The sequence below is a fragment of the Burkholderia sp. BCC1998 genome, assembly GCF_905339875.1.
In the GTDB taxonomy this organism is placed as follows: Bacteria; Pseudomonadota; Gammaproteobacteria; order Burkholderiales; family Burkholderiaceae; genus Burkholderia.
On the sequence record NZ_CAJPHE010000024.1, the window covers coordinates 90,176 to 113,981 of the forward strand.

A 23,806-nucleotide genomic window follows, 5' to 3' on the forward strand; every position below is an offset into this window, starting at 1 on the left:
GTTGGAGAACGTTGGCGGCCCCCACTCGTAAGAGCGCCAGGATAGCCGTGCCGCCCGATTGAAATGTCGAGCCGCAATCGGTACGTATCGCTCCGGTCTACGGAAAGCAGCGCGCCGCGCGCTCGGCGTTACGTAACATCGAAGCATTCGTAGCACGAATGTAACGATACCAGCGCCGCTCATGGGCATGAAACGCATCGATCGCGATCGCGGGCAGGCGCTTGCCCAGGCCCGCGGGCGCCGGCACGGCGGCGGGAATGCCCGTGCGCTCGCGCCAATGGCATGAAAAGTGCTGTTTCTTCCTCCGGTCCTCAATCGAACCTTCCATCGCCCGGACCGCGAGGAGACCACCATGTATCGCACCCGCATTGTCACGTCCGCGGCGTTGCTCGCCGCCGCCGGCGTGCTGGCCGCCTGCGGCGGCAACGACGTCGCCGCGCCGTCGAGCGCCGCCGCGAGCACCAGTGGCGCAACCATCGCCGGCGACGCGCCCGGCAGCAACACGTCGGACGGAGGCTGGGGCACCAGCGGCGCCCCGGGCACGCGCGGCGTCGTGAGTACCGCCGGCGCGCTCGCGGTCGGCGTCGGCTCGACCGTCAGCGCGGCGTCGTTGCCGGTACTCGGCAACGCCGTGACGCGCAGCGCAGGCGACACGATCTCGAGCGTCAGCACGATTTCGCGCGCCGCGACCAATGCGCTCAGCGACGGGCTCGGCAGGATCGGCTCGACGTCCGATCCGGTCGGCACGACGGTTGCCGGCCTCGGCGACGTGGTCGGCGCAACGGCGAATCCGGTCGCGGGCCTCGCGCAGACCGTCCGCGCGCTCGGCTCGGGGCCGCTGGCGCCGCTCGCGCCAGTGACCACCCCCGTCGGCGCGGCGCTCGACACCGTGGCCGGCGGCCTCGGCACGGCGGGCAAGACGGTCGGCGCGACGCTGGCGTCGGGCGCCGTGCAACAGGTCACGCAGCCGCTCAGCTCGGCCGTCACGCCGCTCGTCATCACGGCCGGCCAGGCGACGCAGCAGATCGGCGCGACCACGGGCCTCGGGCAGCCGGTGGCCGGCCTGCTCGGGCAGGTCGGCGGCGTGCTGGCGACGACCGGGGCGCGGATGGGCTCCGTTTCGTCGCAACCGGCGGTCGGGGCGGTGGGCGAAGTCGTCGGCGCGCTCGGCAATACCGTCACGAACGCAGGTGGACTCGTGAACGCCAACGGCCCGAACGGCGTCGCGCCGATTCCCGGCCTGATCGTGAGTCTCGCGGGCGCTTCCATCACCACCGTGCAGAACGGTCCGTCGAACGGCGCGCCGGGCGGTTCGAGCGCGTCCGGCCCGCTCGGCGGCTTGCTGTCGGGGGCCGGCTCGACGCCGCTCGGGTCGGTGACCGGTGCGCTCGGCGGCGCGGCCGGTGCCGGCGCGGCGAGTCCGCTTGCTCCGGTGACCAATCTTGTGTCGACGGTCACTGGCGTGGTCGGTAGTGGCGCGGGCGGCGCCGGTGCCGCGGCGAATCCGCTCGCGCCCGTGACGTCGTTGATCGGCGGTGTGACGGGCGGCGTCGGGAAATAGCGGCGCACCGCGCGGCGAGCGGCCGGACGACGCGCGGCTCGCCGCTGCGGGAACGCGCGCCGCATCGCCTTCGCCGAGCCACGCCGTCGACGATGCGCGACGCGCTGACGCGGCCGTCACCCGCAGCACCTGACGCGCGGCGCCGCGTGCCGCCGCGCGATCGCGCCTACTTGGCTGCCGCGATCGCTTTCGCGCGAATCAAGCGCGCACGCAGCACGTTGCGGCTGATGCCGAGCAGGCGCGCAGCCTGGATCTGGTTGCGGTGACTGAAGTCGAACGCGACCCGCATCACGGTGTCCTCGATATACTCGAACAGGTTCTCGTGCGCCTCGTCGAACAGCGCGCACAGCGCCAGCTCGAGCGCTTCCCGGGCAGTCACCCGGCTCGCCGCTTCCCCCGCGGCCGTGACCGGCACGCACGACGATGCCAGGTTCAGGTCGGTGTCCTGCAGTGCATCGTGACGGCTCACCAGCAGCGCGTGATGCATCACGTTCTCCAGTTCGCGGATATTGCCGGGCCACGAATGCGCTTCGAGGCGGCGTGCCGCGCGCGGATCGATGCTGCGCGGCCCGTGGCCGAGGCGGCCGCGGTATGCGTCGAAGAAGTGGCGCGCGAGCGGCAGGATGTCGCCGGGCCGTTCGCGCAGCGATGGCACGTCGAGCCGCACGACGTTGAGCCGGTAGAACAGGTCGCCGCGAAACCGTCCGTCCGCCACCGCCTGCTGCAGGTCGACGTTGGTCGCGGCCACCACGCGCACGTCGATCGGGATGCCCGTGCGCGAGCCGAGCCGCACGACCTCGCGTTCCTGCAATACACGCAGCAGCTTGACCTGCATCGATAGCGGCAGGTCGCCGATTTCGTCGAGAAACAGCGTGCCGCCGTTCGCGGCCTCGAACCAGCCCGGCTTCGTGCCGGCCGCTCCCGTGAATGCACCTTTCTCGTGACCGAACAGTTCGCTGTCGACGAGCGTGTCGGAGAGCGCGCCGCAATTCACGGCGACGAACGGCCCGCCGCCGCGATGGCTGACGTCGTGCACGTGGCGCGCGATCAGCTCCTTGCCGGTGCCGGTTTCGCCGACGATCAGCACGTTCGCGTCGCTCGGCGCGACGCGCCGCACGCGCTCGAGTAGCGCGAGCGAACGTGGATCGACGAATACGTGCGCGCGTGGGCGGGCCGGTGCGTGGTGCGCCGGACGGGCGGGAGCGGGCGCGCTATGCGATTCGTCCGGCTGCGCGGTGACGACACGAAGATTGACCGGACGTGGCGTGGCAAACAGTGAAGTCATGGCGATGAAGGCGTAAGTCGATCGAACGGGCCGGACCCGCGCCGGCGGGCGCCGCGGTCCGGTTGCTGCCCAGTCAGCAGAGTGTTCAGTGTTTTGCGCCGCACGGGAAACATCGATTTCTGATAACGAAAGCGGGATTGCTGCGCAGGATGCAACGGCGCGGGAACGTGCTGCCGGGACAGCGGATTCGACGGTATCGCGCTCGACGCGATGCGCGCCGCGCGTCGCAATCGGATGGCTGGAGCGCGCGACACTGCTGATTGAGCAGCAGTGCATCAGCACGGCTGTTTCCGCGGGTTCATCGCCGTGCGGAATATCGATGTGACGTGATTTCCGGAGCGCTTGCCACGATCGGTCATATGGCTGCAGAAGCCATGCCAGGCGGGCGCTCGAACGATATTTCGTCATGCAGAGGATCGACGCGATCGCGCCTGCGTCGACAATGGCACGCTCCTTGCAAACCCGACACGGTATCGGCGCGGCAACGCGCAGCTCGACAACGGGAACGCATGGCATGAGCAATACCCTCAACGTCGTCGCCATCTCGGGCGGCCTGCAGCGGCCGTCACGCACGCTGGCGCTGACGAACGCGATCGTCAGCGCGCTCGGCGATGCCGTGCCGATCGACGCACGGTCGATCGAACTCGGCGAAATCGGCAGCCGGCTGGCCGGCGCGCTGAAGCGCGCGCAGGTACCGCCCGATCTCGACGCGCTGATCCGCGCGATCGAGACGGCCGATGCGCTCGTCGTCGCGAGCCCCGTGTATCGCGCGTCGTACACCGGCCTCTTCAAGCACCTGTTCGATCTCGTGCATCACGAGTCGCTGGTCGATGTGCCGGTGCTGCTCGCGGCCACCGGCGGCAGCGAGCGGCATGCGCTCGTGATCGACCATCAGCTGCGGCCGCTCTTCAGCTTCTTCCAGGCGCGCACGCTGCCGATCGGCGTGTATGCGGCCGAAAGCGATTTCGACCGCTACGAGATCGCGAACCCCGCACTGCGCGCACGCATCTCGCTCGCGGTCGAGCGTGCGGTGCCGCAATTGCGTCCGCGCGCGCTTGCCGCCGCGGCCGCGTAGCCCGTCTCTCGTTTTCCATTGGATCAGGACTTCTCATGAGCATTCACGAATCTTCGGCCGACGGCGTCAAATTCGCATACTGGGTGCCGAACGTCAGCGGCGGCCTCGTCGTCAGCACGATCGAGCAGCGTACCGACTGGAGCCTCGAATACAACCAGAAACTCGCTCGCACGGCCGAAGCAGCCGGCTTCGACTACGCGTTGAGCCAGATCCGCTTCACGGCCGGCTACGGCGCCGAATACCAGCACGAGTCGGTGTCGTTCAGCCAGGCGCTGCTGCACGCGACGACGAAGCTCAAGGTGCTCGCGGCGATCCTGCCGGGGCCGTGGCATCCGGCCGTGGTCGCGAAGCAGCTTGCCACGATCGACCACATCTCGAACGGGCGCATTGCGATCAACGTGGTGAGCGGCTGGTTCAAGGGCGAGTTCACCGCGATCGGCGAGCCGTGGCTCGAGCACGACGAACGCTATCGGCGCTCGAAGGAATTCATCCAGGCGCTGAAGGGCATCTGGACGCAGGACAATTTCACGTTCAAAGGCGACTTCTACCGCTTCAACGACTACACGCTGAGTCCGAAGCCCGTGCAGAAACCGCACCCGGAGATCTTCCAGGGCGGCAGCTCGCGCGCGGCACGCGACAACGCGGCGAGCGTGTCGGACTGGTACTTCACGAACGGCAATACGCCGGAGAACCTGAAGGCGCAGATCGACGACATCCGCGCGAAGGCCGCCGCGAACAACCATCGCGTGCGGATCGGCGTCAACGCGTTCATCATCGCGCGCGATACCGAGGAAGAGGCGAAGGCCGTGCTCGACGACATCATCCGGCACGCGCATGTCGAGGCGGTGAATGCGTTCGGCGATGCGGTGAAGGAGGCCGGCAAGGCGTCGCCGGAAGGCGAGGGCAACTGGGCGAAATCCACGTTCGAGGATCTCGTGCAGTACAACGACGGCTTCCGCACGAACCTGATCGGCACGCCGCAACAGATCGCCGAGCGGATCGTCGCGCTGAAGGCGATCGGCGTCGATCTCGTGCTCGCCGGGTTCCTGCATTTCATCGAGGAAGTCGAGTACTTCGGCAAGCGCGTGCTGCCGCTCGTGCGCGAACTGGAAGCGCAGCGGCAGACGGTTGCCGCGTGATGCGCGGCGCCTGCGCGCTGAGGCGCCGCGGCGCTGAGACAGGGCGCGCACCGGGCGGGCGAACGGTCGGCCTGCGATGAGCATCGCAGGTGAGCCGCCCGACGCTTCGCCTATCGGAACAGGCGGTCGACGGATGCCTGCGCGGCGCCGTCGATCCATGACGATTCTTGCCGGAAATTCCATGTCCACGGAAATCATCGAAGAAAACACACGACCGCAAGCAGACGCTGTGCCGGTTCCCGTCATCGGCTCCGATGCCGAGGCGCTCGATGTCGCGCATCGGGTCGCGGCGCGACTCGCCGAACATGCGGCGCTGCGCGATCGCGAACGGAAGCTGCCGTACGACGAAATCGAGTTGTTCTCGTCGAGCGGACTGTGGGGGATCACCGTGCCGCGCGAATACGGCGGCGCGGAAGTGTCGAACGTAACGCTCGCGGAAGTGATTGCGATCGTCTCGCAGGCGGACCCGTCGATCGGGCAGATTCCGCAGAATCACTACTGCCTGATCGAGGATATTCGTCTCGAAGGCAACGATGCGCAAAAGCGCTTCTTCTTCGATCTCGTGCTGAAGGGCGCGCGCTACGGCAACGCGTTTTCGGAAGCGGGCGGCAAGAACGTGCTCGACATCCGGACCCGCGTGCGCCGCGACGGCGACGGATTCGTGCTGAACGGCCGCAAGTTCTACTCGACCGGTACGCTGTTCGCGCACTGGATTCCGGTGCTGGCCCTCGACGAGGCGGACCAGGCGGTACTTGCATTCGTGCGGCAGGGCGCGCCGGGGCTTACCGTGGTCGACGACTGGAGCGGCTTCGGCCAGCGCACCACCGCGAGCGGCACGGTGATCGCCGAGAACGTGCGCGTGAGCGCGTTCGAGATCTTCCACACGCAGCGTTCGTACGATCGCCCGACCTTCGCGGGCCCGTTCGCGCAGATCACGACGGCCGCGATCGATCTCGGCATCGCGCGCGCCGCGCTGCAGGACACGATCGCATTCGTGCAGCAGCATGCGCGGCCCTGGATCGACAGCGGCGTCGAACGCGCGAGCGAGGACCCGCTGACGATCGCGCAGATCGGCGACATCGCGTACCGCGTGCATGCGGCCGAAGCGCTGCTCGCGCGCGCGGGGCGCTTCGTCGACGTCGCGAAGCGCGAGCCTGACGAGGACACGGTCGCGCAGGCCGCGATCGCCGTCGGCGAGGCGAAGATCGCGACGACCGAGGTATCGCTGCTCGCGGCGAGCAAGCTGTTCGAACTGGGCGGCAGCAAGTCGACGCTCGCGAAATACAACTTCGACCGCCACTGGCGCAACGCGCGCGTGCATACGCTGCACGATCCCGTGCGCTGGAAATACCACGCGGTCGGCAACTACTACCTCAACGGCGTGAAGCCCGCGCGCCATTCGTGGAACTGACGAACCCGCGCCGGCGTCGTCGCCGCGACGTGGTTCCGATGCGCGCCGCGGCGCGCATTTTCGTACGGGCGCACGCAGCGGCCCGCGTCGAGGCCATGCCACTGACGCGGCACACGCCGCGCCGCCTCAATCATGACAAGGTGAATCGATGAGTCATCCAGCCACACCCGCGCAGGCGCTGCCCGCGCCGGGCACCGCGCCGCAGGCAGGCGGCCTGCGGCGCAATTACCTGAGCCTGCCCGAGCTGATCGCGCAGTCGATCGGCCTCGTCGGCGTGTCGGGCGGGATCGGCGTGCTGATTCCCGCCGTGTTCGCGACGGCCGGCAACGGCACCTGGCTCGCGTACCTGTTCGCGATCGTCGCGCTGCTGTTCTCGTCGTGGAGCATCTCGGTGTTCGCGCGCGATTCGGCGTCGCCGGGCGCGCTGTATGCATACGTGTCGGCCGGCATCGGGCCGACCTGGGGCGCCATCTGCGGCTGGTCGCTGCTGATCGCCTATGCGGTGGCCGCGGCGGGCATCCTGCAGGGCACGATCAACACGTTTCTCGTGCTCGGCCGCGAAACGGGGCTGCTCGGCGCCGCGACGCCGCTCGGCACGGTGCTCGGCCTCACGGTCGTCACCGCGTTTGCCGCGTGGTACATCGCGTTTCGCGACATCCGGCTGTCCACGCGCTTCACGCTGTTCGTCGAGCTCGCGACGCTGCTGCTGATCGCCGCCGTCGTGATCGGAACGATCGCATTCGGCGGTCATCCCGTCGATCGCACGCAGCTCACGCTCGAAGGCGTGAAGCCGACGCAGCTGCAGCTCGGGATGGTGCTGGCGTTCTTCAGCTTCACCGGGTTCGAGAGCGCGACCGTGCTCGGCGCCGAGGCGCGCGACCCGTTCCGCGCGATTCCGCGTGCGGTGCTGATCAGCGTGGTCGGGCCGGCGCTGCTGTTCGTGGTCGGCGCGTACGGGATGGTCGGCGCATTCCACGGGCAGACGCCGCCGCTCGATCGCGTCGACGGGCCGCTCGCGGTGCTCGCGCATCGGCTGGGCGCCGGGTGGGTCGGGGTGCTGATCGACGCAGGGGTGGCGCTCAGCTTCTTCGCGGCATTCTTCTCGTCGATCAACGCGGCGGCGCGCATCGTCTACACGTTCGGGCGGCAGGGCGTGCTGCATGCGTCGACCGGGCGCGCGCACGAGACGAACGCGACGCCGCACGTCGCGGTCGCGCTGATCGCGGTGCTCGCGCTGGCGACGGCGCTGGTGCTGACCGCACGCGGCACGGCGCTGCTGGATTCGTACGGCTATCTCAGCTCGATCGCCACCTACGGCTGGCTGCTCGCCTACGTGCTGGTCGCGATCGGCGCGCCGCTCTATCTGCGTCGGCAACGCAGGCTTCGCGCGCGGCACGTCGCGATCAGCGTTATCGCGGTCGTGCTGCTCGCGATTCCGCTCGCCGGCAGCGTGTATCCGGTGCCGGACGGCGTCTATGCATGGCTGCCTTACGTGTTCGTCGCGTTGCTGGCGGTCGGGCTCGCGTGGTTCGTGGTGCTGCGCGTGCGGTTTCCGGAGCGGCTGCGCGACCTGGAGGCCGAATTGCTGACGAAGTGAATGCGCGGCGGCGCGATGTACATCGGTACGTGCATCGCGGCCGTCACGCCGCACCCGCCATGCTCGACGCCTCGACGAGCATCTGCACGCCGAGGCCGCCGAGCACCGCGCCCATCGCCCAGCGTTGCGCGAGCAGCAGCGCCGGCCGCCCGTGCAGGAACTTCGCGATGCCGCTCGAGCCGATCGCGACCAGTCCGTTCGCCGACACGAACGCCGCGATCAGCAATGAACCGAGAAAGAGCGACTGGCCGAACACGCTGCCTTGCCGGTAATCGATGAACTGCGGCAGCAGCGACACGAACAGCATCGCGAGCTTCGGATTCAGCACGCTGGTCGTCGCGCCCATCGCGAGCAGCCGCAGCGGCTGCTCGTTCGGCAGCGTCTTCACTTCGAACGGCGAACGGCCGCCGGGCCGGACGGCCTGCCACGCGAGGTAGAGCAGATACGCGGCGCCCACCACGCCGAGCACGGTGCCCGCGTACGGCACGCTCAGGAACAGCGTCGTGATCCCGAACGCGGCGCCGAACATGTAGAACAGATAGCCCACCGTCACGCCGGCCAGCGAAATCAGCCCGGCGGTGCGCCCTTGCGCGATCGAGCGCGACATCACGTAGACCATGTTCGGCCCCGGCGTGATCGCGAGCATGCCGCCGATGACCAGGAATCCGTAGAGCGAGCCGGAGGTATGCATGGTTACAGCTTCCCGCGATGAATGTCGATGACGTCCATTGTCCGGCGTTGGAGGAGGACAGTAAAACGGGATAAACTGAATCGATTGATCAGATTTTCTGAATGACATGAAAAAGCTCGACCTCGATGTGCTGGCGATGGTGGTGGCCGTGGCGGAGTCCGGCTCGTTCGCGCAGGGCGCGCAGGCGGTGCACCGGTCGCCGTCGGCGCTGAGCATGCAGATCAAGGCGCTGGAGGATGCACTCGGCAAGCCGCTGTTCATCCGCGACACGCGCAACGTCACGGCCACCGACGACGGCCGCATGCTCGCCGAATACGGCCGCCGGATGCTGGCACTGCGCGACGAGGCGTGGGCGTCGGTCGTGCGGCCGGAGATCCGCGGGCGCGTGACGATCGGCGTGCCGGACGACTACATCTCGTCGCTGCTGCCGCAGGTGCTCGGCAAGTTCGCCGCGATGCATCCGCGCGTCGAAGTGCGCGTGATCGGCCAGCCGAGCAGCGCGCTGGTGCCGATGCTGAAGGACAACACCATCGATCTGGCCTGCCTCACGCGCATCAAGGGCGTGACCGGCGAGCTGGTGCGGCGCGAGCCGATCGTGTGGACCGGCTCGGCGAAACGGAACGTATGGGAAGAGCGGCCGCTGCCGGTCGCGCTCTTCACGCACGGCAGCATGGCGCGCGATCACGCGCTCAAGGCGCTGAACCGGCAGAAGATTCCGTTCCGGATGTCATACGAAAGCCCGAGCTTCCTCGGCTTGCTCAGCATGGTCGAGGCCGGCCTCGCGATCGCGCCGCTCGCGCGCTGCAGCATTCCCGCGCATCTCGTCCGGTTGTCGCAGAACGAAGGGCTGCCGCCGCTCGACGCGATCGAGGTCGTGCTGGCGCGCAGCGCGCAATCGGCGCGCCCGCTGTGCGACTACCTCGCCGAACAGATTCTCGATGAATGGCGCGCGTGAGCGCGCCGCGCGGCTGCCTGCGCGTCAGCACGATTTCAGCAGCCATTCCCGAAACGCGACCAGCGACGGCAGCGTGTCGTTTTCCGGCGGATACACGAGGTAGTAGCTGCGCTGGCTGGTGATCGCATCGCCGATCGATACGAGCTCGTTGCGGCTGAGCTCGTCTTCCACCAGCACCTTCGGCACGAGGCCGATCCCCATTCCCGCCCGCACGGCCTGGATCAGGTGCGACGTCAGCTCGAAACTGGGACCGATGCGCATCTCGCGATGATCGAGCCCGAAATGCGAGAACCATTCGGCCCACGCGTGCTGATTGCTCGTCACGCCCAGCAGCGTCTGCCCGGCCGCCCATGCCGGCGCACGCGGAGCCGCCTTGCGGCGCCCGACTGACTCGGGGCTCGCGATCGCGATCAGGAACTCGTTGTACAGCCGGTGCGCGTGCAGGCCGGGCCAGTCGCCCGCGCCGACGGTGATGGCCGCGTCGAGATCGTCGGTGTGGAAGTCGATGCCGCCGATCCGCGAATGCAGGTGCACGGTCACGCCCGGATGCGCGGCATAGAAATCGTGCAGGTGCGGCAGCAGCCATTTCGAGCCGAAGGTCGGCAAGGTCGCGAGCCGCAGCGTGCCGGCGCCGGCCTGGTGCGACATCGCCTGCAGCGTCGCGCCGCGGATGCGCCCGAGCGCGCCGCTCAGCTCGACGAAGTAGCGCCGCCCGACTTCCGTCAGCTTCACGGAGCGGCCTTCACGCCGGAACAGCGGCACGCCGAGCTGATCCTCCAGCGTCTGGACCTGCCGGCTGATCGCGCTCTGGCTCAGCGACAGCTCGTCGGCCGCACGCGTGTAGCTTTCGTGGCGCGCGGCGGCCTCGAACACCAGCAGCAGCGACATGGACGGGGTCAGGCGACGGTAATTCATGAGTTTTATGCAAGTTTTGCCGGGGGAGAATTCGTTTGTTTCTCGCGCTGATTCGCACGATACTGGATTTCCGGGCTGCGTGGAATCTTGCTCAAAACTCATGTTTTAGATCGAGGTCGCGCACCGGCTCCCTCCACATTGCGCTTTCATCCCATGCCGATCGCTCCGTTGCCCCGTCCCGCCAGCCCGCCCGAGGGGCGTTACCGCGACTTTCTCGCCGCCCTCCAGGCGGCCGGATTCGCCGGCGAAATCCGCGCGGACCATGCGAACCGGACCGTCCAGGCGACCGACAACTCGATCTACCAGCGCCTGCCGCAGGCGGTGATCTGCCCCGCGCATGCGGACGACGTGCGGCTGCTCGCGCGCCTGCTCGCCGAACCCGTGCACCGCGACGTTGCGGTGGCGGCGCGCGGCGGCGGCACGGGCACCAACGGGCAGTCGCTGACCGACGGCGTGGTCGTGGACCTGTCGCGCAACATGAACCGGATCCTCGAAATCAATGCCGGCGAGCGCTGGGTGCGCGTGCAGGCGGGCGTCGTCAAGGACCAGCTCAACGCCGCGCTGAAGCCGCATGGCCTGTTTTTCGCGCCCGAGCTGTCGACGTCGAACCGCGCGACGGTCGGCGGGATGATCAACACCGACGCGAGCGGGCAGGGCAGCTGCACGTACGGCAAGACACGCGACCACGTGCTCGCGCTCGACTTCGTGCTGATGGGCGGCGAGCAGCTGCACAGCGACGCGCTCGCGGACGACGAACTGGAACGCCGCTGCGCACGGCAGGACCGGGTCGGCAAGGTCTATCGCACCGCGCGCCGCATCAGCGACGAAAAGGCCGCGCTGATCGACGCGAAGTTTCCGAAGCTCAATCGCTGCCTGACCGGCTACGATCTCGCGCACCTGCGCGAACCGGACGGCCGCTTCAACCTGAACAGCGTGCTGTGCGGCGCCGAAGGCTCGCTCGGTTTCGTGGTCGAGGCGAAGCTGAACGTGCTGCCGATCCCGAAGTATTCGGTGCTGGTCAACGTGCGCTACGCCGGCTTCATGGACGCGCTGCGCGATGCGCGTGCGCTGCTCGAACTCGAGCCGTTGTCGATCGAGACGGTCGACTCGAAGGTGCTGATGCTCGCGATGAAGGACTTCGTGTGGAGCAGCGTGGCCGAGTATTTCCCGCAGGACGATGCGCGTCCGACGCTCGGCATCAACCTGATCGAATTCTGCGGCGACGACGCCGGCGACGTCGATGCGCGCGTGCGTGCGTTCGTCGAGCATTTGCGCACCGACACGAGCGTCGAGCGCCTCGGCCACACGCTCGCGACCGGCGACGACGCGGTGAAGCGCGTGTACGCGATGCGCAAGCGCGCGGTCGGCCTGCTCGGCAACGTGCAGGGCGAGGCGCGCCCGCAGCCGTTTGTCGAGGACACCGCGGTGCCACCCGAGAATCTCGCCGCGTACATCGCCGAATTCCGCGCGCTGCTCGACGGCCACGGGTTGCAGTACGGGATGTTCGGCCACGTCGACGCGGGCGTGCTGCACGTGCGTCCGGCGCTCGACATGAAGGACCCGAAGCAGGCCGCGCTGGTGCGGCCGGTGTCGGACGCGGTGGCCGAACTCACGCAGCGGCATGGTGGCCTGTTATGGGGCGAGCACGGCAAGGGCGTGCGCTCCGAATATGCGCCGGCGTTCTTCGGCGAGCTGTATCCGTCGCTGCAGCAGCTGAAGGCCGCGTTCGATCCGCACAACCAGTTCAACCCGGGCAAGATCGCGACGCCGCCGGCGCCGACGCTGCGGCTCTTGAAGATCGACGAGGTGCCCACGCGCGGCGATCACGACCGGCAGATCGACGAGCGCGTGTGGCAGAGTTACGGCACGGCGATGCACTGCAACGGCAACGGCGCGTGCTACAACTTCGATCCGGACGACGCGATGTGCCCGTCGTGGAAGGCGACGCGTGAACGCGTGCAGTCGCCGAAGGGGCGCGCGTCGCTGATGCGCGAATGGTTGCGTCTGCAAGGACAGGCCGGCGTCGACGTCGTCGCGGCCGCGCGTGCGCGACAGCCGTTCCTGCGCGGTTTCGCGCAACGCTGGCGCAACAGCCGCGCGGCGCGCAACGGCGAAGCCGACTTTTCGCACGAGGTGTACGACGCGATGGCCGGCTGCCTCGCGTGCAAGTCGTGCGCGGGGCAGTGCCCGGTCAAGGTCAACGTGCCCGAGTTCCGCTCGCGCTTTCTCGAGCTGTATCACCAGCGCTACTTGCGGCCGCTGCGCGACTACCTGATCGGCTCGCTCGAATTCACGATGCCGTGGATGGCGCGCGTGCCCGCGCTGTACAACGGCCTGATGCGCGCCGGCTGGGTGCGCACGCTGCTCGAGCGGCACGTCGGCATGGTCGATAGTCCGCTCCTGAGCCGCTTCGACCTCGCGGCCGTGATCCGGCAATGGAAGGTGCGGCCGGCCGAGCCGCAGGCGCTCGCCGCGTTGAGCGATGCGCAGCGCGCACGCAGCGTCGTCATCGTGCAGGACACGTTCACGCGTTATTTCGACACCGAGCAACTGGCGACGCTGATCGAACTGGCCGCGCGTATCGGCTTCCAGGTGTGGCTCGCGCCGCTCGCGCCGAACGGCAAGGCGCTGCACGTACAGGGCTTTCTTCGCGCGTTCGGGCAGGCGGCGATTCGCAATGCGACGCAACTGGCCGCGCTCGCGCGCTCGGGTGTCGCGCTCGTCGGCCTCGATCCGGCGATGACGCTCACGTATCGGCAGGAATACCTGAAGGTGACGGGGCTCGCCGACGTGCCGAAGGTCGCGCTGCCGCAGGAGTGGTTGCTGGACGCGATGCCGGAGGCCGGGGCGGGCGCGCACGGCGTATCGGCAGCGTACCGGCTGCTGCCGCATTGCACCGAGAAGACCAACGCGCCCGACAGCGGCAAGCAGTGGGCGCAGGTGTTCGCGCGTCGCGGGTTGCGCCTGGCGGTTCAGGCGGCAGGGTGCTGCGGGATGTCGGGGACCTACGGGCACGAGGCGCGCAACCTGCAGACGTCGCGCACGATCTATGCGCAATCGTGGGCCGCGCATGTCGATGCGCCGGAAGTGGAGGGTGAAGCGCTGGCGACCGGGTATTCGTGCCGCAGCCAGGTGAAGCGCATGTCCGCGCGGCAGGTGCGTCATCCGCTGCAGGCGCTGCTCGAGCACGTGCGTGCGGCGGCGTGACGGGCGGGCCGCGAGCGCGGCGCGGCAGCGCGCGTGACGGTGTCGAGCGGCACCGACGATGCCGCTACCGACCGCTGCGGCTCAGGAGCCGGCTTTCGCGGTCTTTCGCGTGCGCGGCTTGGCCGCCGGAAACGCGCCGACGCCACGCGGCCGTTTCGGCTCGATGCCCGTCTTGCCGATCACGTGCCGGAAATCGATCTCGTGCGCGGCGAGCGCGCCGATGAGTGTCGCGATGACCGCGAGGTGGGAAGGGACGGTGCCCTTGCTCGAATAGTTCGTGATGGAACTTTCGTTCATCCGGATCAGCCGGGCGAACTCGCGCGCCGTCAACTGCGCTTTCTTCAACTCCTGTTGAAATTCCGCATACGCCATTGCACACATGTCGCCTCATCTCCGCAAAACTTGAATCGGCCCCGCGCGACGCCGGCGCAAACGGGTGGCGTTCCCGTCGTGCCGGCGTCGCGAGGCGTTACATCTTCACCTGGTCGAGGAAGGTCTTCTTGCCGCTCTTGTAGCCGTAGATCGAGATGATCCCGTGCGTCAGGTCGCCCTTCGCGTCGAACGTCGTCGTGCCGATCACGCCTTCATATTTCGTCGACGGCATCGCGGCGAGGATCTTCGCCGGGTCCGTCGAGTTCGCGCGCTTCATCGCGTCGACCGCGATGTAGACCGCGTCGTACGCGAACGGCGCATCGAACTTGATGCCCTGGTTGAAGCGCTTCTGGTACTTGGCGAGGAACGCCGCGCCGCCCGGCATCTTCTCGAGCGCCGCGCCCGCCTGCGAGCACAGCACGTTGTCGGCGGCCGGGCCGGCCAGCTGGGCGAGCGAGTCGGTGCACACGCCGTCGCCGGACAGGATCTTCGCGCGCAGGCCGAGCTGCTTCGCCTGCTTCGCGAGCGGGCCGCCGGTGGCGTCCATGCCGCCGTACATGATCGCGTCCGGGTTCTCGCCCTTGACCTTGGTGAGAATCGCGCGGAAGTCGACGGCCTTGTCGTTGGTCGCGTCGTGCGACAGCACCTTCAGGCCGAGCGCCTTCGCCTTCTTCTCGAATTCGTTCGCGAGGCCCTGGCCGTACGCGGTCGAATCGTCGATCACCGCGACGCTCTTCACGCCCTTCGACTGCGCGTAGCTCGCGAGTGCCGGACCTTGCTGCGCGTCGGTCGCGACCACGCGGTAGGTCGTCTTGAAGCCCTGCAGCGTGTAGGTCGGGTTCGTGGCGGACGGCGAGATCTGCACGATGCCCGCGTCGCTGTAGATCTTCGACGCCGGGATCGACGTGCCCGAGTTCAGGTGGCCGATGACGGCGACGACCTTGTCGTCGACGAGCTTCTGCGCGACTTGCGTGGCCTGGCGCGGGTCGGCCGCGTCATCCTGCGCGTCGAGCTGCAGCGTGATCTTCTGGCCGCCGATCGTCAGGCCCTTCGCATTGATTTCTTCCACCGCGAGGCGTGCACCGTTCTCGTTGTCCTTGCCGAGGTGCGAAATGCCGCCCGTCGTCGGTTCGACGCTGCCGATCTTCACGACCTGGTCGGCCATCGCGCCCGACGCGGCCGCAAATGCGGCGGCCGCCAGTGCGACGGTGATCAGGGGTTTGCAGCGCATGCCGACAGTGCTTCGTTCCATCTGCCATCTCCGTTGATTGATATTTCTGGTGCCGTCCGGTTTGCCGCGCGCCCTTGTGAGGCGGTCGGTGTGCCGGACGAATCTCCGTGACCCGTGACGGGCCCGGCTTGCATGTCGCCCGGGGCTCGCACGAGCGAGCGGGCGATTGCGTCGGGCGACACGCAATTCGTATGAATATATCCGAACGCGCTTGCGCCCGCTTCCGCGAATTGCCCGGCCTTGCGCAAATGTGATGCGATGGCGCGGCCGTTTCGCGATGCGTCGCGCAGGTGTGAGCGTCTTGCACCGTCGATTGCTTCGATTATTCGACCGGGCCGCTCCCAATGACCATGGACAGCGCGATGCAATCAATCCGGCACTGTTCGGTCGATTTGTCTGCACAGTTTCGTCGCCGTGGCGCTGCTCGAGATGCCGCCATCCGCTTGTTGCAACTAACGGTCAAGCCCGGCCGCGTCGGCGAATGGCGCATGGCGACGGGCCGTTCGGCGCAGCGTGTACGTCCGGCTTTGCAGATGACGGGGCCGGCTCGTTCGGCTTGGCCGAACCGGCGTTGCCGTTCGGCGCGGCCGCATGCCTACGTCCGTCCGCGCAAGGCCACGAATATCACGCCGGCGATTGCCAGCAGGCCGCCGCACACCGTTTCGATGCCGGGCCGCTCGCCTGTCAGCGCCATCGACAACACCGTCGCGACGGCCGGTGTCAGGTACAGGAAATTGGCAGCGCGTGCCGCGCCGAAGTAGCCGAGTGCGAAGGTCCAGGTCGCGTAACCCAGCGCAGCGGGAAAGATGCCGAGAACCAGGACGGCGAGCGCCGTGTCGCGTGACGCGCCGCCGCCGAGCGATGCGAGCGCGCCGGGCAACCATGGCGTGAGCAGCAGCGCACCGGCCAGCAGCGTATACGCGGCGCAGGGCAGCGCGCCGTAGACGGGAATCAGCCGCCGCTGCAGCACGAAATAGCTGGCCGAACACAATGCCGCGCCGAGGATCAGCGTGCTGCCGGAGCCAAGCACGAGGCCTCCCGGCTGGCCGTGCGCGATCACGGCGATGCCGGCCAGGCTGACCAGCGAGCCGAGCCATCCCCGGCGATTGAAGCGTTCGCGCAGAAACACCGCCGCCAGCAGCGCCGTGAAGATCGGCAGCGTGTTCACGATGAAGCTCGCCGCGTCGGCCGACACGGTCTGCTCGCCGGTATTGAGCAGCGCGTTGTAGAGTGCGATGCCGAGCAGGCCGCAGACGAGAAAGCGCAACGCGTCGCCGCTGGCCGGCATGCGAGGCCGCCGCCACGCGAGCCATGCGATCGCGAGCACCGCCGCGGTCGCGAAGCGCGCGGCCGCGAGTTGCAGCGGGGCCAGCCCGTGCAGGCCGATCCGGATGAACGGGAAGGCGGAGGCCCACGAGACGATCGTGAACGCCACCGCGCCGGCCGCGACGAGCGGCAGTCGCGCGCTGCGCGACGAGGGGGAGGAAAGCGTGTTCATGCGGCAATGGTGTGGCGACGCGAGATGTTAAGCTAGCGCACAGATCAACCAGCGGGTATGAATATGGCTCACAGCTCGGTGCGACGCCGGGCCGATGGCCCGGCGCGCACGCAGCAGCATGCGGCGGACGCGCTGCCGTCGGTCGCGCCGGCACCCGGCCCGCGGCCGCCGCTGGCCAGCCTGGAGACCGTCTGTGCGGTGGCGCGTCTGGGTTCGTTCCTGGCGGCCGCCGACGCGTCCGGCGTCACGCACGGCGCGATCAGCCGGCGCGTGGCGGCCGTCGAGAACTGGCTTGGCATGGCGTTGTTCGAACGTCATGCGCGCGGCGTGCGGCTGACGCCGGACGGCCAGCGCTTCGTCGGCCGGATCGAACAGGCATTCGCGATCATCGACGGCGCGGCCGACCAGTGGCGCTCGCCGCGTACGCCGCGACTGGTCAGGATGAGCGTGGTGCCGGCATTCGCGCAGCTCTGGCTGCTCGAACGCCAGCACGCGCTCGAGAGCGAGGCGCCCGCGTTGCGCATCGAGCTCGGCATCGAGCTTCGCAATGTGGACATCGCCGCCGGCGAAGCGGATCTGTCGATCCGGTACGGGCGCGGCAACTGGCGTCAGCTCGAAACCAGCGCGTTCATGCCGGAGACGCTCCATCCGGTCGCGCATCCGCGGCTCGCCGCGCAGCTGGCCGCGCGGCGCCGTCGCAACGACGCCGCCGCGCTGCTCGAGATGCCGCTGCTGCACGACTCCGACGTGACCGGTTGGCGCACCTGGTTCGACGCGCTCGGCATACCGTTCAAGCCGCGCGCGCAGGATCGCCGTTTCGAGGACTACAACCTCGTGCTCGCGGCGGCCGAGGCGGGGCTCGGCGTGGCGCTGGCGCGAACGCCGCTCGCGGATGCGTATCTCAAGCGCAGCGCGCTCGTCCGCGTGAGCCGGCATGAGGTCGAGTCGCCGCTCAGGTATCACTTCGTGCATGCGAAGGGCGAGAATCGTCCGGAGGTGCTCGCGCTGATGGAGCGGATGCGGGCCGCGCTGGGATAGGCGGCACGGGCGTCGAGATGTGCGACGCAGGCGACGCAGGCGGCGCGGACGGCGCCGCCGCTCGACCCGGGCTACCGGATCGTCGACAATGCGACCGCGGAAAATTGCGGGACCCGACAGATTAACGAGAATCGAGCGTGTTGAACCGTTCGAATGCAGAGGGAATGAGGAATGAATAGACCAGACAAGTCGTCGAAAGCGCGTGCGGCGCTCGACCAGCTGTTTTCGGGCATGGCGCCCGCGGACGCGCAGCAGCGCGCGTCGCGCCCGGGCAACCCGTTCGAAGCGGCAGGCGACCCGACCGGCGCCGACGGCCGCGTCGAAGTCACGCTGTCGACGAGAATCCAGTTGCGCGGCTATCCGGGCGCGGATGCGTTCATGAAGCGCATGGCCGAAGCCTGGGGCCTCGCGTGGGGCCCGTACGACGCCGTGCGGGCGACGGCGACGCTGCCGGCCGGCTGGCGCTCGCGCCGGCTGCCGGAAGTCACGCAGATCGTCGACGAACGCGACGTGCTGCGCGCGGAAAGCAGCTTGCAGGGCGGCGAGCTGTCGTATCTGAAAGTGCATCCGCGCTATTACATCGATGCGCGCAAGGGGGTCGGCTGGCGCAAGTCGTCGAAGGCGTCCGACGATCCGGATCTCGACGGCCCCGACTGGAACTGCTACGTGATGGACCGGGAAAAATCCGCCGAGGTGCACGAGTTGACGACGTCGTCGTCGAAGGCCGATCTGGACAACGCGCGTGCGACGTTGCTGAAGTGGCTCGACGAGCACTACCCGAAGCATCGCGATCCGTTCGCATACTGGACGGATTGCGAACGCCCGCTGTAAGTCCGCACGGCGCGCGGCCATCGCGGAGCACCATTGAAACAGAACGGTCCGGTCCCGATTCTCTGGGCAGCGTTCGGCGCGGCGGTCGGCTCGACCGTCATCGAGCTGCTGCTCTGGCCGATCGCCGGAGAAGACCCCTTTCACAACCTGCTGCGCGACGCGCGCCTGACGGCCGCCCTCGTGATGGGGCGAGCCTTGCTCGGCGCGTCCCCGGGCTTCGATCCGACGATCATGGGCGTGGCGACGCTGGTGCATGCCGCGTTGTCGCTTGCCTATACGGCCGTGCTGGCGAGGATGGTGCGCAACCTGTCGCCCGGCGCCGCGCTGGTGGCGGGCGGCGCGTTCGGACTGGTGCTCTACGGTATCAACCTGCACGCGTTCACCGCGATCTTCCCGTGGTTCGTTCCGGTGCGCGGCGCGATCACGCTGGTCGCCCATGTGGTCTTCGGCGTGATGGCGGCGGGCGTCTACTGCATCGTCCGGCGTTCGGCGCGCGCATGATCGTCGGCGGTTCGTGCATCACGCATGCGTATCCCGACCCCAGGAATAATCGGGCATGCCACATCGTCTAACGGTCGGGTGACCCTATACGAAGCCGCGCGTCGTCCGTGACGCCAAGGCTCGGGTGGTCGGGGGCAACAATGCAGGAGCCGATCATGTGCAACTTGTTTCGGGTCGGGATGGGCGTCGTCTGTCTCGGCTGCTCCATGTGCGTGCTTGCGCAAACCTATGACGACTCGCCGGACGAAGGCGCCCGCTGCCGTGCGGTCGTCATGCAAGCGGAAATCGACGGCACGGAACAGCAGATCGTCGGGCGCGCGTGCCGGCAAGGCGACGGCACCTGGCAGATGATGCAGAGCACGGACGGCAGCATCGTGTGGTATCCGGATACCGCCTATCCGTACGCCGATCCCTGGTACTGGGGACCGGCGGTGTTCGTCGGCACGGGCGTCAGCTTCGTCTTCATCGACCGTTTCCATCATCGCCATCACTTCGACCACTTCGGTCACGTCGGCCACTTCGACGGGGGCATGCGTGGCCGCGTCGGTGCTCCGATGGGCACCGGCTTTCACCGTGGCCCGGTGTTCGTCGGCGGTGAGCACGGGTTCGGGGGAATGAGGCGGCATTGAGCCGGCGTACATGGCGCGGCGCACGCACGCCGCACTGTGCGTGTGCCGCTTCTTCGCGATGGGGCGGTGCCGTCAGAACTTGCTGTACGTGGAATCGAGCCAGGATCGGCCTGAATGCGAAAACTCATCACCCACCTCAATGCCATCGCCCGTACCCACCTAACTGCTCGAAATCCCGCCCTCTCGGCTTGACACTCAACACGGTTACTCAGGTCACCCGACCGTGGCCGCGTGATGACGACCTGGCAGCGGTGCCTGGGCTGTTGCCAGCATTTTTATGCGGAAGTATCCTCGGTCGGAAATTCGTGGCGAGCCGATCCGAGACAGCGGCACGCACTTGAAGCAAGCGGCGCGTTCGAACCGGGAGGGATCGAATCGCCATCGGACGTGAATTTTTGCCATCGTGAAATCTGAATCTGCCTCGGCATTGAGCTTTTCCACGCCCCAGGAAAGAACCGGGACGCCTCATTCCTTGTTCGAGGATCTCTACGCGATGATCGTCGGCATGGTATTCGTCGTAACCGGCCTGGTGCTGCTGAAGGCCGCCGGGCTTGTCACGGGCGGAATTGCGGGCATTGCGCTGCTTGCAGCGTATATCTTTCCGTTGCCGGTCGGCCTGATATTCACGCTCGTGAATATCCCGTTTTTCATCTTCGCCTACTTTGTGATGGGGGCGCGCTTCGCGATCAAGTCGACGGTCGCGAGTTGCGGAATCACACTTGCCTTGATGACGATGCCGGTAACCCTGACCATTGCGTTCGTCAGTCTGCCTTTTGCAGCATTTACCGGCGGTACGTTGTGCGGCATGGGCGTTCTCGCGCTTGCGCGGCACGGTGTCGGTGTCGGCGGAACAGGTATCGTTACCCTATGGCTGCAACGCGAGCGCGGCATCAACGCGGGCATTACGCAGATGTGCATTGACGCCACCATCCTGCTGGTGTCGATGTCGACGATACCGGCCAGTCGTGTCGGTTGGTCGGCGCTCAGTGCCGTGGCAATGAGCGGAATGATCGTGGCATGGCACCGCCCGGGACGTTATACAGGTATCACGCAGTGATTCCAGGCGGATTGCACGGCGCGGCACGGCGTCGGACAAGGGCGGTGGTCGTAGCAGAATCTAAGAACTGCTTGCCGGCGGCGTAGAGCGAGGCCGGACGGGCGAGCAGCGCGAATGACCGGAATCGTTTCATTGTTGGATTCCCCCGTTGGTCGATAGGTCCGACGAATCGCTGAACGATATGGACGGCGCATCGTCAAGGGAACCAAAAAAAGTCGAATCGTGATGAGGCGCGGTGGCGTATTGCCGTATCGTTGCGTGTGCAACCGTCAAGCGGCGCGCTCGCCGGGCGCTCACGCATCGTGCCGGCGCGATGCATTCCTGAGTACGAGGGCCATCAGCTGCCGGCGGGAATCGACGCCGAGCTTCGCGAACGCGCGCTTCGCATAGGTATCGACGGTGGACGTCTTGAGTCCCATCGACTGCGCGATCGCCGCCGACGTCATGCCCTGGATGAACGATGCGCACACGTGCATCTCGCGCGCGGTCAGTCGTTCCTGCAGTTCCGGAAGCCATTGCGCGACGAGGTCGAGATCGAGTTCGTCGCGCGGCGCCTCGTCGGCGGAGACCGCGCCGAGCAGCCGCTTGTGCGCGGAGGCCATCGGCAGCACGACCTGAGACAGGTGCTTCAGCAGGCTCAGCTCCTTCAATGAAAACGGCGGCAGTCGCCGCGAACGCGCAACCGAAATCGAATAGCGCGTGCCGCCCGTCACGCCCGCGACCACGCATTCGTCGTGGATGTCGCCGGCGTCGAAGAACAGGTGCCGCAGCTCGCTTGCAACCCGCTGCGATGACACCTGCAGCAGCTGCGTGTCGCTTTCGCTGTCGATGGCCGCGTACGTGACGTCCTCGCTCGCATAGCTGCGGTAGTAGTGGCGCATCACCTGCGCGACGAGCTCGGGCTCGCGGCCGAAGCTGCCGATCCAGCCGACGCTGCGGCGGCCCGACGCCGCACCGCGTTCGTAGTCGAGATGCACCGCGTCGAAATCGACGTAGCGCACGAGGGTGTCGTACACGGCGCGCATGAACTGCGGCGTCCCGATCGCTTGCGCGATATCGCCGAGCGTATCCGTCACGAACGCGACGTGACTCAGCGGGAGATCGGGGGTGGGAAGCGCAGCGCTCATGGCGTCGGGTGTCGAAAAACTCAGGTGGCGCTACAGGTATCACGAAAATTTTCGACTGCCTACGCGGGAATCTACCCAAACGGCCCTGAGCAACGATGACGTTTGTCCCGGTTTTCGGGACTGACGGTGCGGGCTGCGATCCCTACATTGACCCTTGTGCTGAACACCGCCTGACGGCGTTGACGCGGTTCCGGACCCGGACCTTGCGCCACGGCCGATACCCATCACAAGGAGAATCCCCATGCGTATCCGTATCCGTCGTCGCGCGGCCCTGCGTGCCGCGCTCGTCACGTCGGTAGGGCTAGCCGTCGCGACCAGCCTGTCCGCCCGAGCGGGCGATACCAACCTGAACGTGTACAACTGGTCGGAGTACGTCGCGAAGGACACCGTGCCGAACTTCGAGAAGCAGAGCGGCATCAAGGTCCGCTACGACAGCTACGACAGCGACGATACGCTGCAGACCAAGCTGCTCGCGGGCAGCTCGGGCTACGACATCGTCGTGCCGACGTCGAACTATCTCGCGCAGCAGATCCAGGCCGGCGTGTACCAGAAGCTCGACAAGTCGAAGCTGCCGAATCTCGCGAACCTCGACCCGGTGCTGATGAAGATGATCGCGAAGGTCGATCCGGGCAACCAGTACGGCGTGCCGTGGGCGTGGGGCACGACGGGCATTGGTTACAACGTGGAAGCCGTGAAAAAGCGGCTCGGCGACGCCGCGCCGACCGACGGCTGGGCGCTGCTGTTCGACCCGGCGAACGCGGCGAAGCTGAAGGGCTGCGGCATCTCGTTGCTCGATGCGCCGGACGCCGTGTTCGCGGCCGCGCTGCAGTACATGGGCAAGGATGCGAACAGCAAGAACCCGGCCGACTATCAGGCCGCCTACGACGTGCTGAGGAAGATCCGGCCGTATGTCACGCAGTTCAGCTCGGCCGGCTACGCGGACGACCTCGCGAACAACGACGTGTGCGTCGTGCTCGGCTGGTCGGGCGACGTCAGCATCGCGCGGCGACGCACGCTCGACGCGAAGCGCTCGTACGAAATTCGCTACGTGATTCCGAAGGAAGGCGGGCTGCTGTGGTTCGACGTGATGGCGATCCCGAAGGATGCGCCGCACCCCGAAGCCGCGCTGAAGTGGATCAACTACATCGAGGAGCCGAAGACCAACGCGGCGATCACGAACGAGATCTTCTATCCGAGCGCGAACAAGGCCGCGAAAGCGTTCGTGACGCCTGCGATCGCACAGGATTCGGGCATCTACCTGTCGGACGCCGCGATCGCGAAGACGTCGCTCGCGATGCCGCGCAGCGCCGACATCGCGCGGATGCAGAACCGCCTGTGGCTGCAACTGAAGTCGGGCGGTTGAGGGCGACGATCATGGACCATTTCGTATCCGCCCGGCCGGCCGCCATCGGTCAACGCATCCGGCCCGCGCACGACGCCTTCGTGCGCATCGAAAACGTCGTGAAGAAGTTCGGCGACAGCACGGTCGTCGACAACGTGAACCTGACGATCGCGAAGAACGAGCTGTTCGCGCTGCTCGGCAGCTCCGGCTGCGGCAAGTCGACGCTGTTGCGCATGCTCGCCGGGCTCGAGACGGCGACCTCCGGCAAGATCTTCGTCGACGGCGAGGACCTCGCGTCGCTGCCGCCGTACCGCCGCCCGGTCAACATGATGTTCCAGTCGTAT

The 23,806-nt window shown here is 67.5% G+C and carries 22 protein-coding genes; 14 read left to right on the forward strand and 8 right to left on the reverse strand.

Features of this window, described 5'->3' with window-relative positions; all coding sequences use genetic code 11:
* Window positions 1-97: 97 nt before the first annotated feature.
* Window positions 98-328 carry a hypothetical protein gene (locus tag U5A56_RS30965; protein ID WP_321926283.1) on the reverse strand — a complete coding sequence of 77 codons (231 nt, stop codon included), beginning with the start codon at window positions 326-328 and terminating at the stop codon, window positions 98-100.
* A gap of 24 nt (window positions 329-352) precedes the next feature.
* Here U5A56_RS30965 and U5A56_RS30970 point away from each other — a divergent pair, with 24 nt between their 5' ends.
* Window positions 353-1,561: a collagen-like triple helix repeat-containing protein gene (locus U5A56_RS30970; protein ID WP_321926285.1), complete on the forward strand. Its 1,209-nt coding sequence runs from the start codon at window positions 353-355 to the stop codon at window positions 1,559-1,561.
* A 166-nt stretch (window positions 1,562-1,727) separates the two neighbouring features.
* On the opposite strand, the gene U5A56_RS30975 is transcribed toward U5A56_RS30970, so the two are convergent.
* A complete protein-coding gene (locus U5A56_RS30975) occupies window positions 1,728-2,846 on the reverse strand; it encodes a sigma-54 interaction domain-containing protein (RefSeq protein WP_321926287.1) in 1,119 nt (372 codons plus the stop codon).
* 514 nt (window positions 2,847-3,360) lie between these two features.
* Here U5A56_RS30975 and msuE point away from each other — a divergent pair.
* From msuE to U5A56_RS30995, 4 genes are all read left to right on the forward strand, one after another.
* Window positions 3,361-3,921: an FMN reductase gene (gene msuE / locus U5A56_RS30980; protein ID WP_321926289.1), complete on the forward strand. Its 561-nt coding sequence runs from the start codon at window positions 3,361-3,363 to the stop codon at window positions 3,919-3,921.
* 35 nt (window positions 3,922-3,956) lie between these two features.
* Entirely contained in the window at window positions 3,957-5,060 is a 1,104-nt protein-coding gene (gene sfnG, locus U5A56_RS30985) for a dimethylsulfone monooxygenase SfnG (RefSeq protein WP_321926291.1), read from the forward strand.
* Between the two features lie 181 nt (window positions 5,061-5,241).
* The gene (locus U5A56_RS30990; protein WP_321926293.1) at window positions 5,242-6,471 is read left to right on the forward strand and encodes an SfnB family sulfur acquisition oxidoreductase; all 1,230 of its coding nucleotides are present in this window, start codon (window positions 5,242-5,244) and stop codon (window positions 6,469-6,471) included.
* Window positions 6,472-6,619: 148 nt separating this feature from the next.
* Complete coding sequence (locus U5A56_RS30995; RefSeq protein ID WP_321926295.1) at window positions 6,620-8,068, forward strand: APC family permease; 1,449 nt, start codon at window positions 6,620-6,622, stop codon at window positions 8,066-8,068.
* A 43-nt stretch (window positions 8,069-8,111) separates the two neighbouring features.
* Here U5A56_RS30995 and U5A56_RS31000 read toward each other — a convergent pair whose 3' ends face one another.
* On the reverse strand, window positions 8,112-8,759 hold the full coding sequence (locus tag U5A56_RS31000) for a LysE family translocator (RefSeq protein WP_321803951.1): 648 nt from the start codon (window positions 8,757-8,759) through the stop codon (window positions 8,112-8,114).
* 106 nt (window positions 8,760-8,865) lie between these two features.
* Here U5A56_RS31000 and U5A56_RS31005 point away from each other — a divergent pair, with 106 nt between their 5' ends.
* Window positions 8,866-9,714: a LysR substrate-binding domain-containing protein gene (locus U5A56_RS31005; protein ID WP_044848647.1), complete on the forward strand. Its 849-nt coding sequence runs from the start codon at window positions 8,866-8,868 to the stop codon at window positions 9,712-9,714.
* Between the two features lie 24 nt (window positions 9,715-9,738).
* Here the strand turns inward: U5A56_RS31005 and U5A56_RS31010 are convergent, their stop codons facing one another.
* The gene (locus U5A56_RS31010; protein ID WP_124530026.1) at window positions 9,739-10,629 is read right to left on the reverse strand and encodes a LysR substrate-binding domain-containing protein; all 891 of its coding nucleotides are present in this window, start codon (window positions 10,627-10,629) and stop codon (window positions 9,739-9,741) included.
* 153 nt (window positions 10,630-10,782) lie between these two features.
* On the opposite strand from U5A56_RS31010, the gene U5A56_RS31015 reads away from it, so the two are divergent.
* On the forward strand, window positions 10,783-13,836 hold the full coding sequence (locus tag U5A56_RS31015) for an FAD-binding and (Fe-S)-binding domain-containing protein (RefSeq protein ID WP_321926297.1): 3,054 nt from the start codon (window positions 10,783-10,785) through the stop codon (window positions 13,834-13,836).
* Between the two features lie 81 nt (window positions 13,837-13,917).
* Here the strand turns inward: U5A56_RS31015 and U5A56_RS31020 are convergent, their stop codons facing one another.
* The 3 genes from U5A56_RS31020 to U5A56_RS31030 all read right to left on the reverse strand — a co-directional run bounded on the left by U5A56_RS31020 (window position 13,918) and on the right by U5A56_RS31030 (window position 16,937).
* Window positions 13,918-14,217, reverse strand: coding sequence for a hypothetical protein (locus tag U5A56_RS31020; RefSeq protein ID WP_044848644.1), 300 nt, complete (start codon window positions 14,215-14,217; stop codon window positions 13,918-13,920).
* 88 nt (window positions 14,218-14,305) lie between these two features.
* Window positions 14,306-15,460, reverse strand: a complete 1,155-nt coding sequence (locus tag U5A56_RS31025) for a branched-chain amino acid ABC transporter substrate-binding protein (RefSeq protein ID WP_124523117.1) — start codon at window positions 15,458-15,460, stop codon at window positions 14,306-14,308.
* Window positions 15,461-16,034: 574 nt separating this feature from the next.
* The gene (locus tag U5A56_RS31030; protein ID WP_321926300.1) at window positions 16,035-16,937 is read right to left on the reverse strand and encodes a DMT family transporter; all 903 of its coding nucleotides are present in this window, start codon (window positions 16,935-16,937) and stop codon (window positions 16,035-16,037) included.
* A 57-nt stretch (window positions 16,938-16,994) separates the two neighbouring features.
* On the opposite strand from U5A56_RS31030, the gene U5A56_RS31035 reads away from it, so the two are divergent.
* The 5 genes from U5A56_RS31035 to U5A56_RS31055 all read left to right on the forward strand — a co-directional run bounded on the left by U5A56_RS31035 (window position 16,995) and on the right by U5A56_RS31055 (window position 20,993).
* Window positions 16,995-17,975, forward strand: coding sequence for a LysR substrate-binding domain-containing protein (locus tag U5A56_RS31035; protein ID WP_124530034.1), 981 nt, complete (start codon window positions 16,995-16,997; stop codon window positions 17,973-17,975).
* 171 nt (window positions 17,976-18,146) lie between these two features.
* Window positions 18,147-18,806 (forward strand): hypothetical protein, encoded by a 660-nt coding sequence (locus U5A56_RS31040; RefSeq protein WP_044848640.1) that lies wholly within the window; start codon window positions 18,147-18,149, stop codon window positions 18,804-18,806.
* Between the two features lie 33 nt (window positions 18,807-18,839).
* On the forward strand, window positions 18,840-19,307 hold the full coding sequence (locus tag U5A56_RS31045) for a sodium:proline symporter (RefSeq protein ID WP_321926302.1): 468 nt from the start codon (window positions 18,840-18,842) through the stop codon (window positions 19,305-19,307).
* A 155-nt stretch (window positions 19,308-19,462) separates the two neighbouring features.
* The gene (locus U5A56_RS31050; RefSeq protein ID WP_044848656.1) at window positions 19,463-19,936 is read left to right on the forward strand and encodes a hypothetical protein; all 474 of its coding nucleotides are present in this window, start codon (window positions 19,463-19,465) and stop codon (window positions 19,934-19,936) included.
* Window positions 19,937-20,408: 472 nt separating this feature from the next.
* Window positions 20,409-20,993 (forward strand): YitT family protein, encoded by a 585-nt coding sequence (locus U5A56_RS31055; protein ID WP_235879183.1) that lies wholly within the window; start codon window positions 20,409-20,411, stop codon window positions 20,991-20,993.
* Window positions 20,994-21,286: 293 nt separating this feature from the next.
* Here the strand turns inward: U5A56_RS31055 and U5A56_RS31060 are convergent, their stop codons facing one another.
* Window positions 21,287-22,120 (reverse strand): helix-turn-helix transcriptional regulator, encoded by an 834-nt coding sequence (locus tag U5A56_RS31060; RefSeq protein WP_044848637.1) that lies wholly within the window; start codon window positions 22,118-22,120, stop codon window positions 21,287-21,289.
* Between the two features lie 241 nt (window positions 22,121-22,361).
* Here U5A56_RS31060 and U5A56_RS31065 point away from each other — a divergent pair, with 241 nt between their 5' ends.
* Together U5A56_RS31065 and U5A56_RS31070 are read left to right on the forward strand one after the other, a co-directional pair.
* Window positions 22,362-23,483 (forward strand): polyamine ABC transporter substrate-binding protein, encoded by a 1,122-nt coding sequence (locus tag U5A56_RS31065; RefSeq protein WP_044848636.1) that lies wholly within the window; start codon window positions 22,362-22,364, stop codon window positions 23,481-23,483.
* An 11-nt stretch (window positions 23,484-23,494) separates the two neighbouring features.
* A partial coding sequence (locus U5A56_RS31070; protein WP_321926307.1) for an ATP-binding cassette domain-containing protein occupies window positions 23,495-23,806 on the forward strand: 312 nt, incomplete at its 3' end.

Bases quoted from the DNA above. Each gene is read 5' to 3' on its own strand.
- U5A56_RS31065 (WP_044848636.1), top strand. From the start codon at position 22,362: ATGCGTATCCGTATCCGTCGTCGCGCGGCCCTGCGTGCCGCGCTCGTC.
- U5A56_RS31035 (WP_124530034.1), top strand. From the start codon at position 16,995: ATGAATATGGCTCACAGCTCGGTGCGACGCCGGGCCGATGGCCCGGCG.
- U5A56_RS31000 (WP_321803951.1), bottom strand. From the start codon at position 8,759: ATGCATACCTCCGGCTCGCTCTACGGATTCCTGGTCATCGGCGGCATG.
- U5A56_RS30965 (WP_321926283.1), bottom strand. From the start codon at position 328: ATGGAAGGTTCGATTGAGGACCGGAGGAAGAAACAGCACTTTTCATGC.
- U5A56_RS30970 (WP_321926285.1), top strand. From the start codon at position 353: ATGTATCGCACCCGCATTGTCACGTCCGCGGCGTTGCTCGCCGCCGCC.
- U5A56_RS30975 (WP_321926287.1), bottom strand. From the start codon at position 2,846: ATGACTTCACTGTTTGCCACGCCACGTCCGGTCAATCTTCGTGTCGTC.
- U5A56_RS31060 (WP_044848637.1), bottom strand. From the start codon at position 22,120: ATGAGCGCTGCGCTTCCCACCCCCGATCTCCCGCTGAGTCACGTCGCG.
- sfnG (WP_321926291.1), top strand. From the start codon at position 3,957: ATGAGCATTCACGAATCTTCGGCCGACGGCGTCAAATTCGCATACTGG.
- U5A56_RS30995 (WP_321926295.1), top strand. From the start codon at position 6,620: ATGAGTCATCCAGCCACACCCGCGCAGGCGCTGCCCGCGCCGGGCACC.
- msuE (WP_321926289.1), top strand. From the start codon at position 3,361: ATGAGCAATACCCTCAACGTCGTCGCCATCTCGGGCGGCCTGCAGCGG.
- U5A56_RS31010 (WP_124530026.1), bottom strand. From the start codon at position 10,629: ATGAATTACCGTCGCCTGACCCCGTCCATGTCGCTGCTGCTGGTGTTC.
- U5A56_RS31050 (WP_044848656.1), top strand. From the start codon at position 19,463: ATGTGCAACTTGTTTCGGGTCGGGATGGGCGTCGTCTGTCTCGGCTGC.
- U5A56_RS31020 (WP_044848644.1), bottom strand. From the start codon at position 14,217: ATGTGTGCAATGGCGTATGCGGAATTTCAACAGGAGTTGAAGAAAGCG.
- U5A56_RS31040 (WP_044848640.1), top strand. From the start codon at position 18,147: ATGAATAGACCAGACAAGTCGTCGAAAGCGCGTGCGGCGCTCGACCAG.
- U5A56_RS31005 (WP_044848647.1), top strand. From the start codon at position 8,866: ATGAAAAAGCTCGACCTCGATGTGCTGGCGATGGTGGTGGCCGTGGCG.
- U5A56_RS30990 (WP_321926293.1), top strand. From the start codon at position 5,242: ATGTCCACGGAAATCATCGAAGAAAACACACGACCGCAAGCAGACGCT.
- U5A56_RS31025 (WP_124523117.1), bottom strand. From the start codon at position 15,460: ATGGAACGAAGCACTGTCGGCATGCGCTGCAAACCCCTGATCACCGTC.
- U5A56_RS31030 (WP_321926300.1), bottom strand. From the start codon at position 16,937: ATGAACACGCTTTCCTCCCCCTCGTCGCGCAGCGCGCGACTGCCGCTC.
- U5A56_RS31015 (WP_321926297.1), top strand. From the start codon at position 10,783: ATGCCGATCGCTCCGTTGCCCCGTCCCGCCAGCCCGCCCGAGGGGCGT.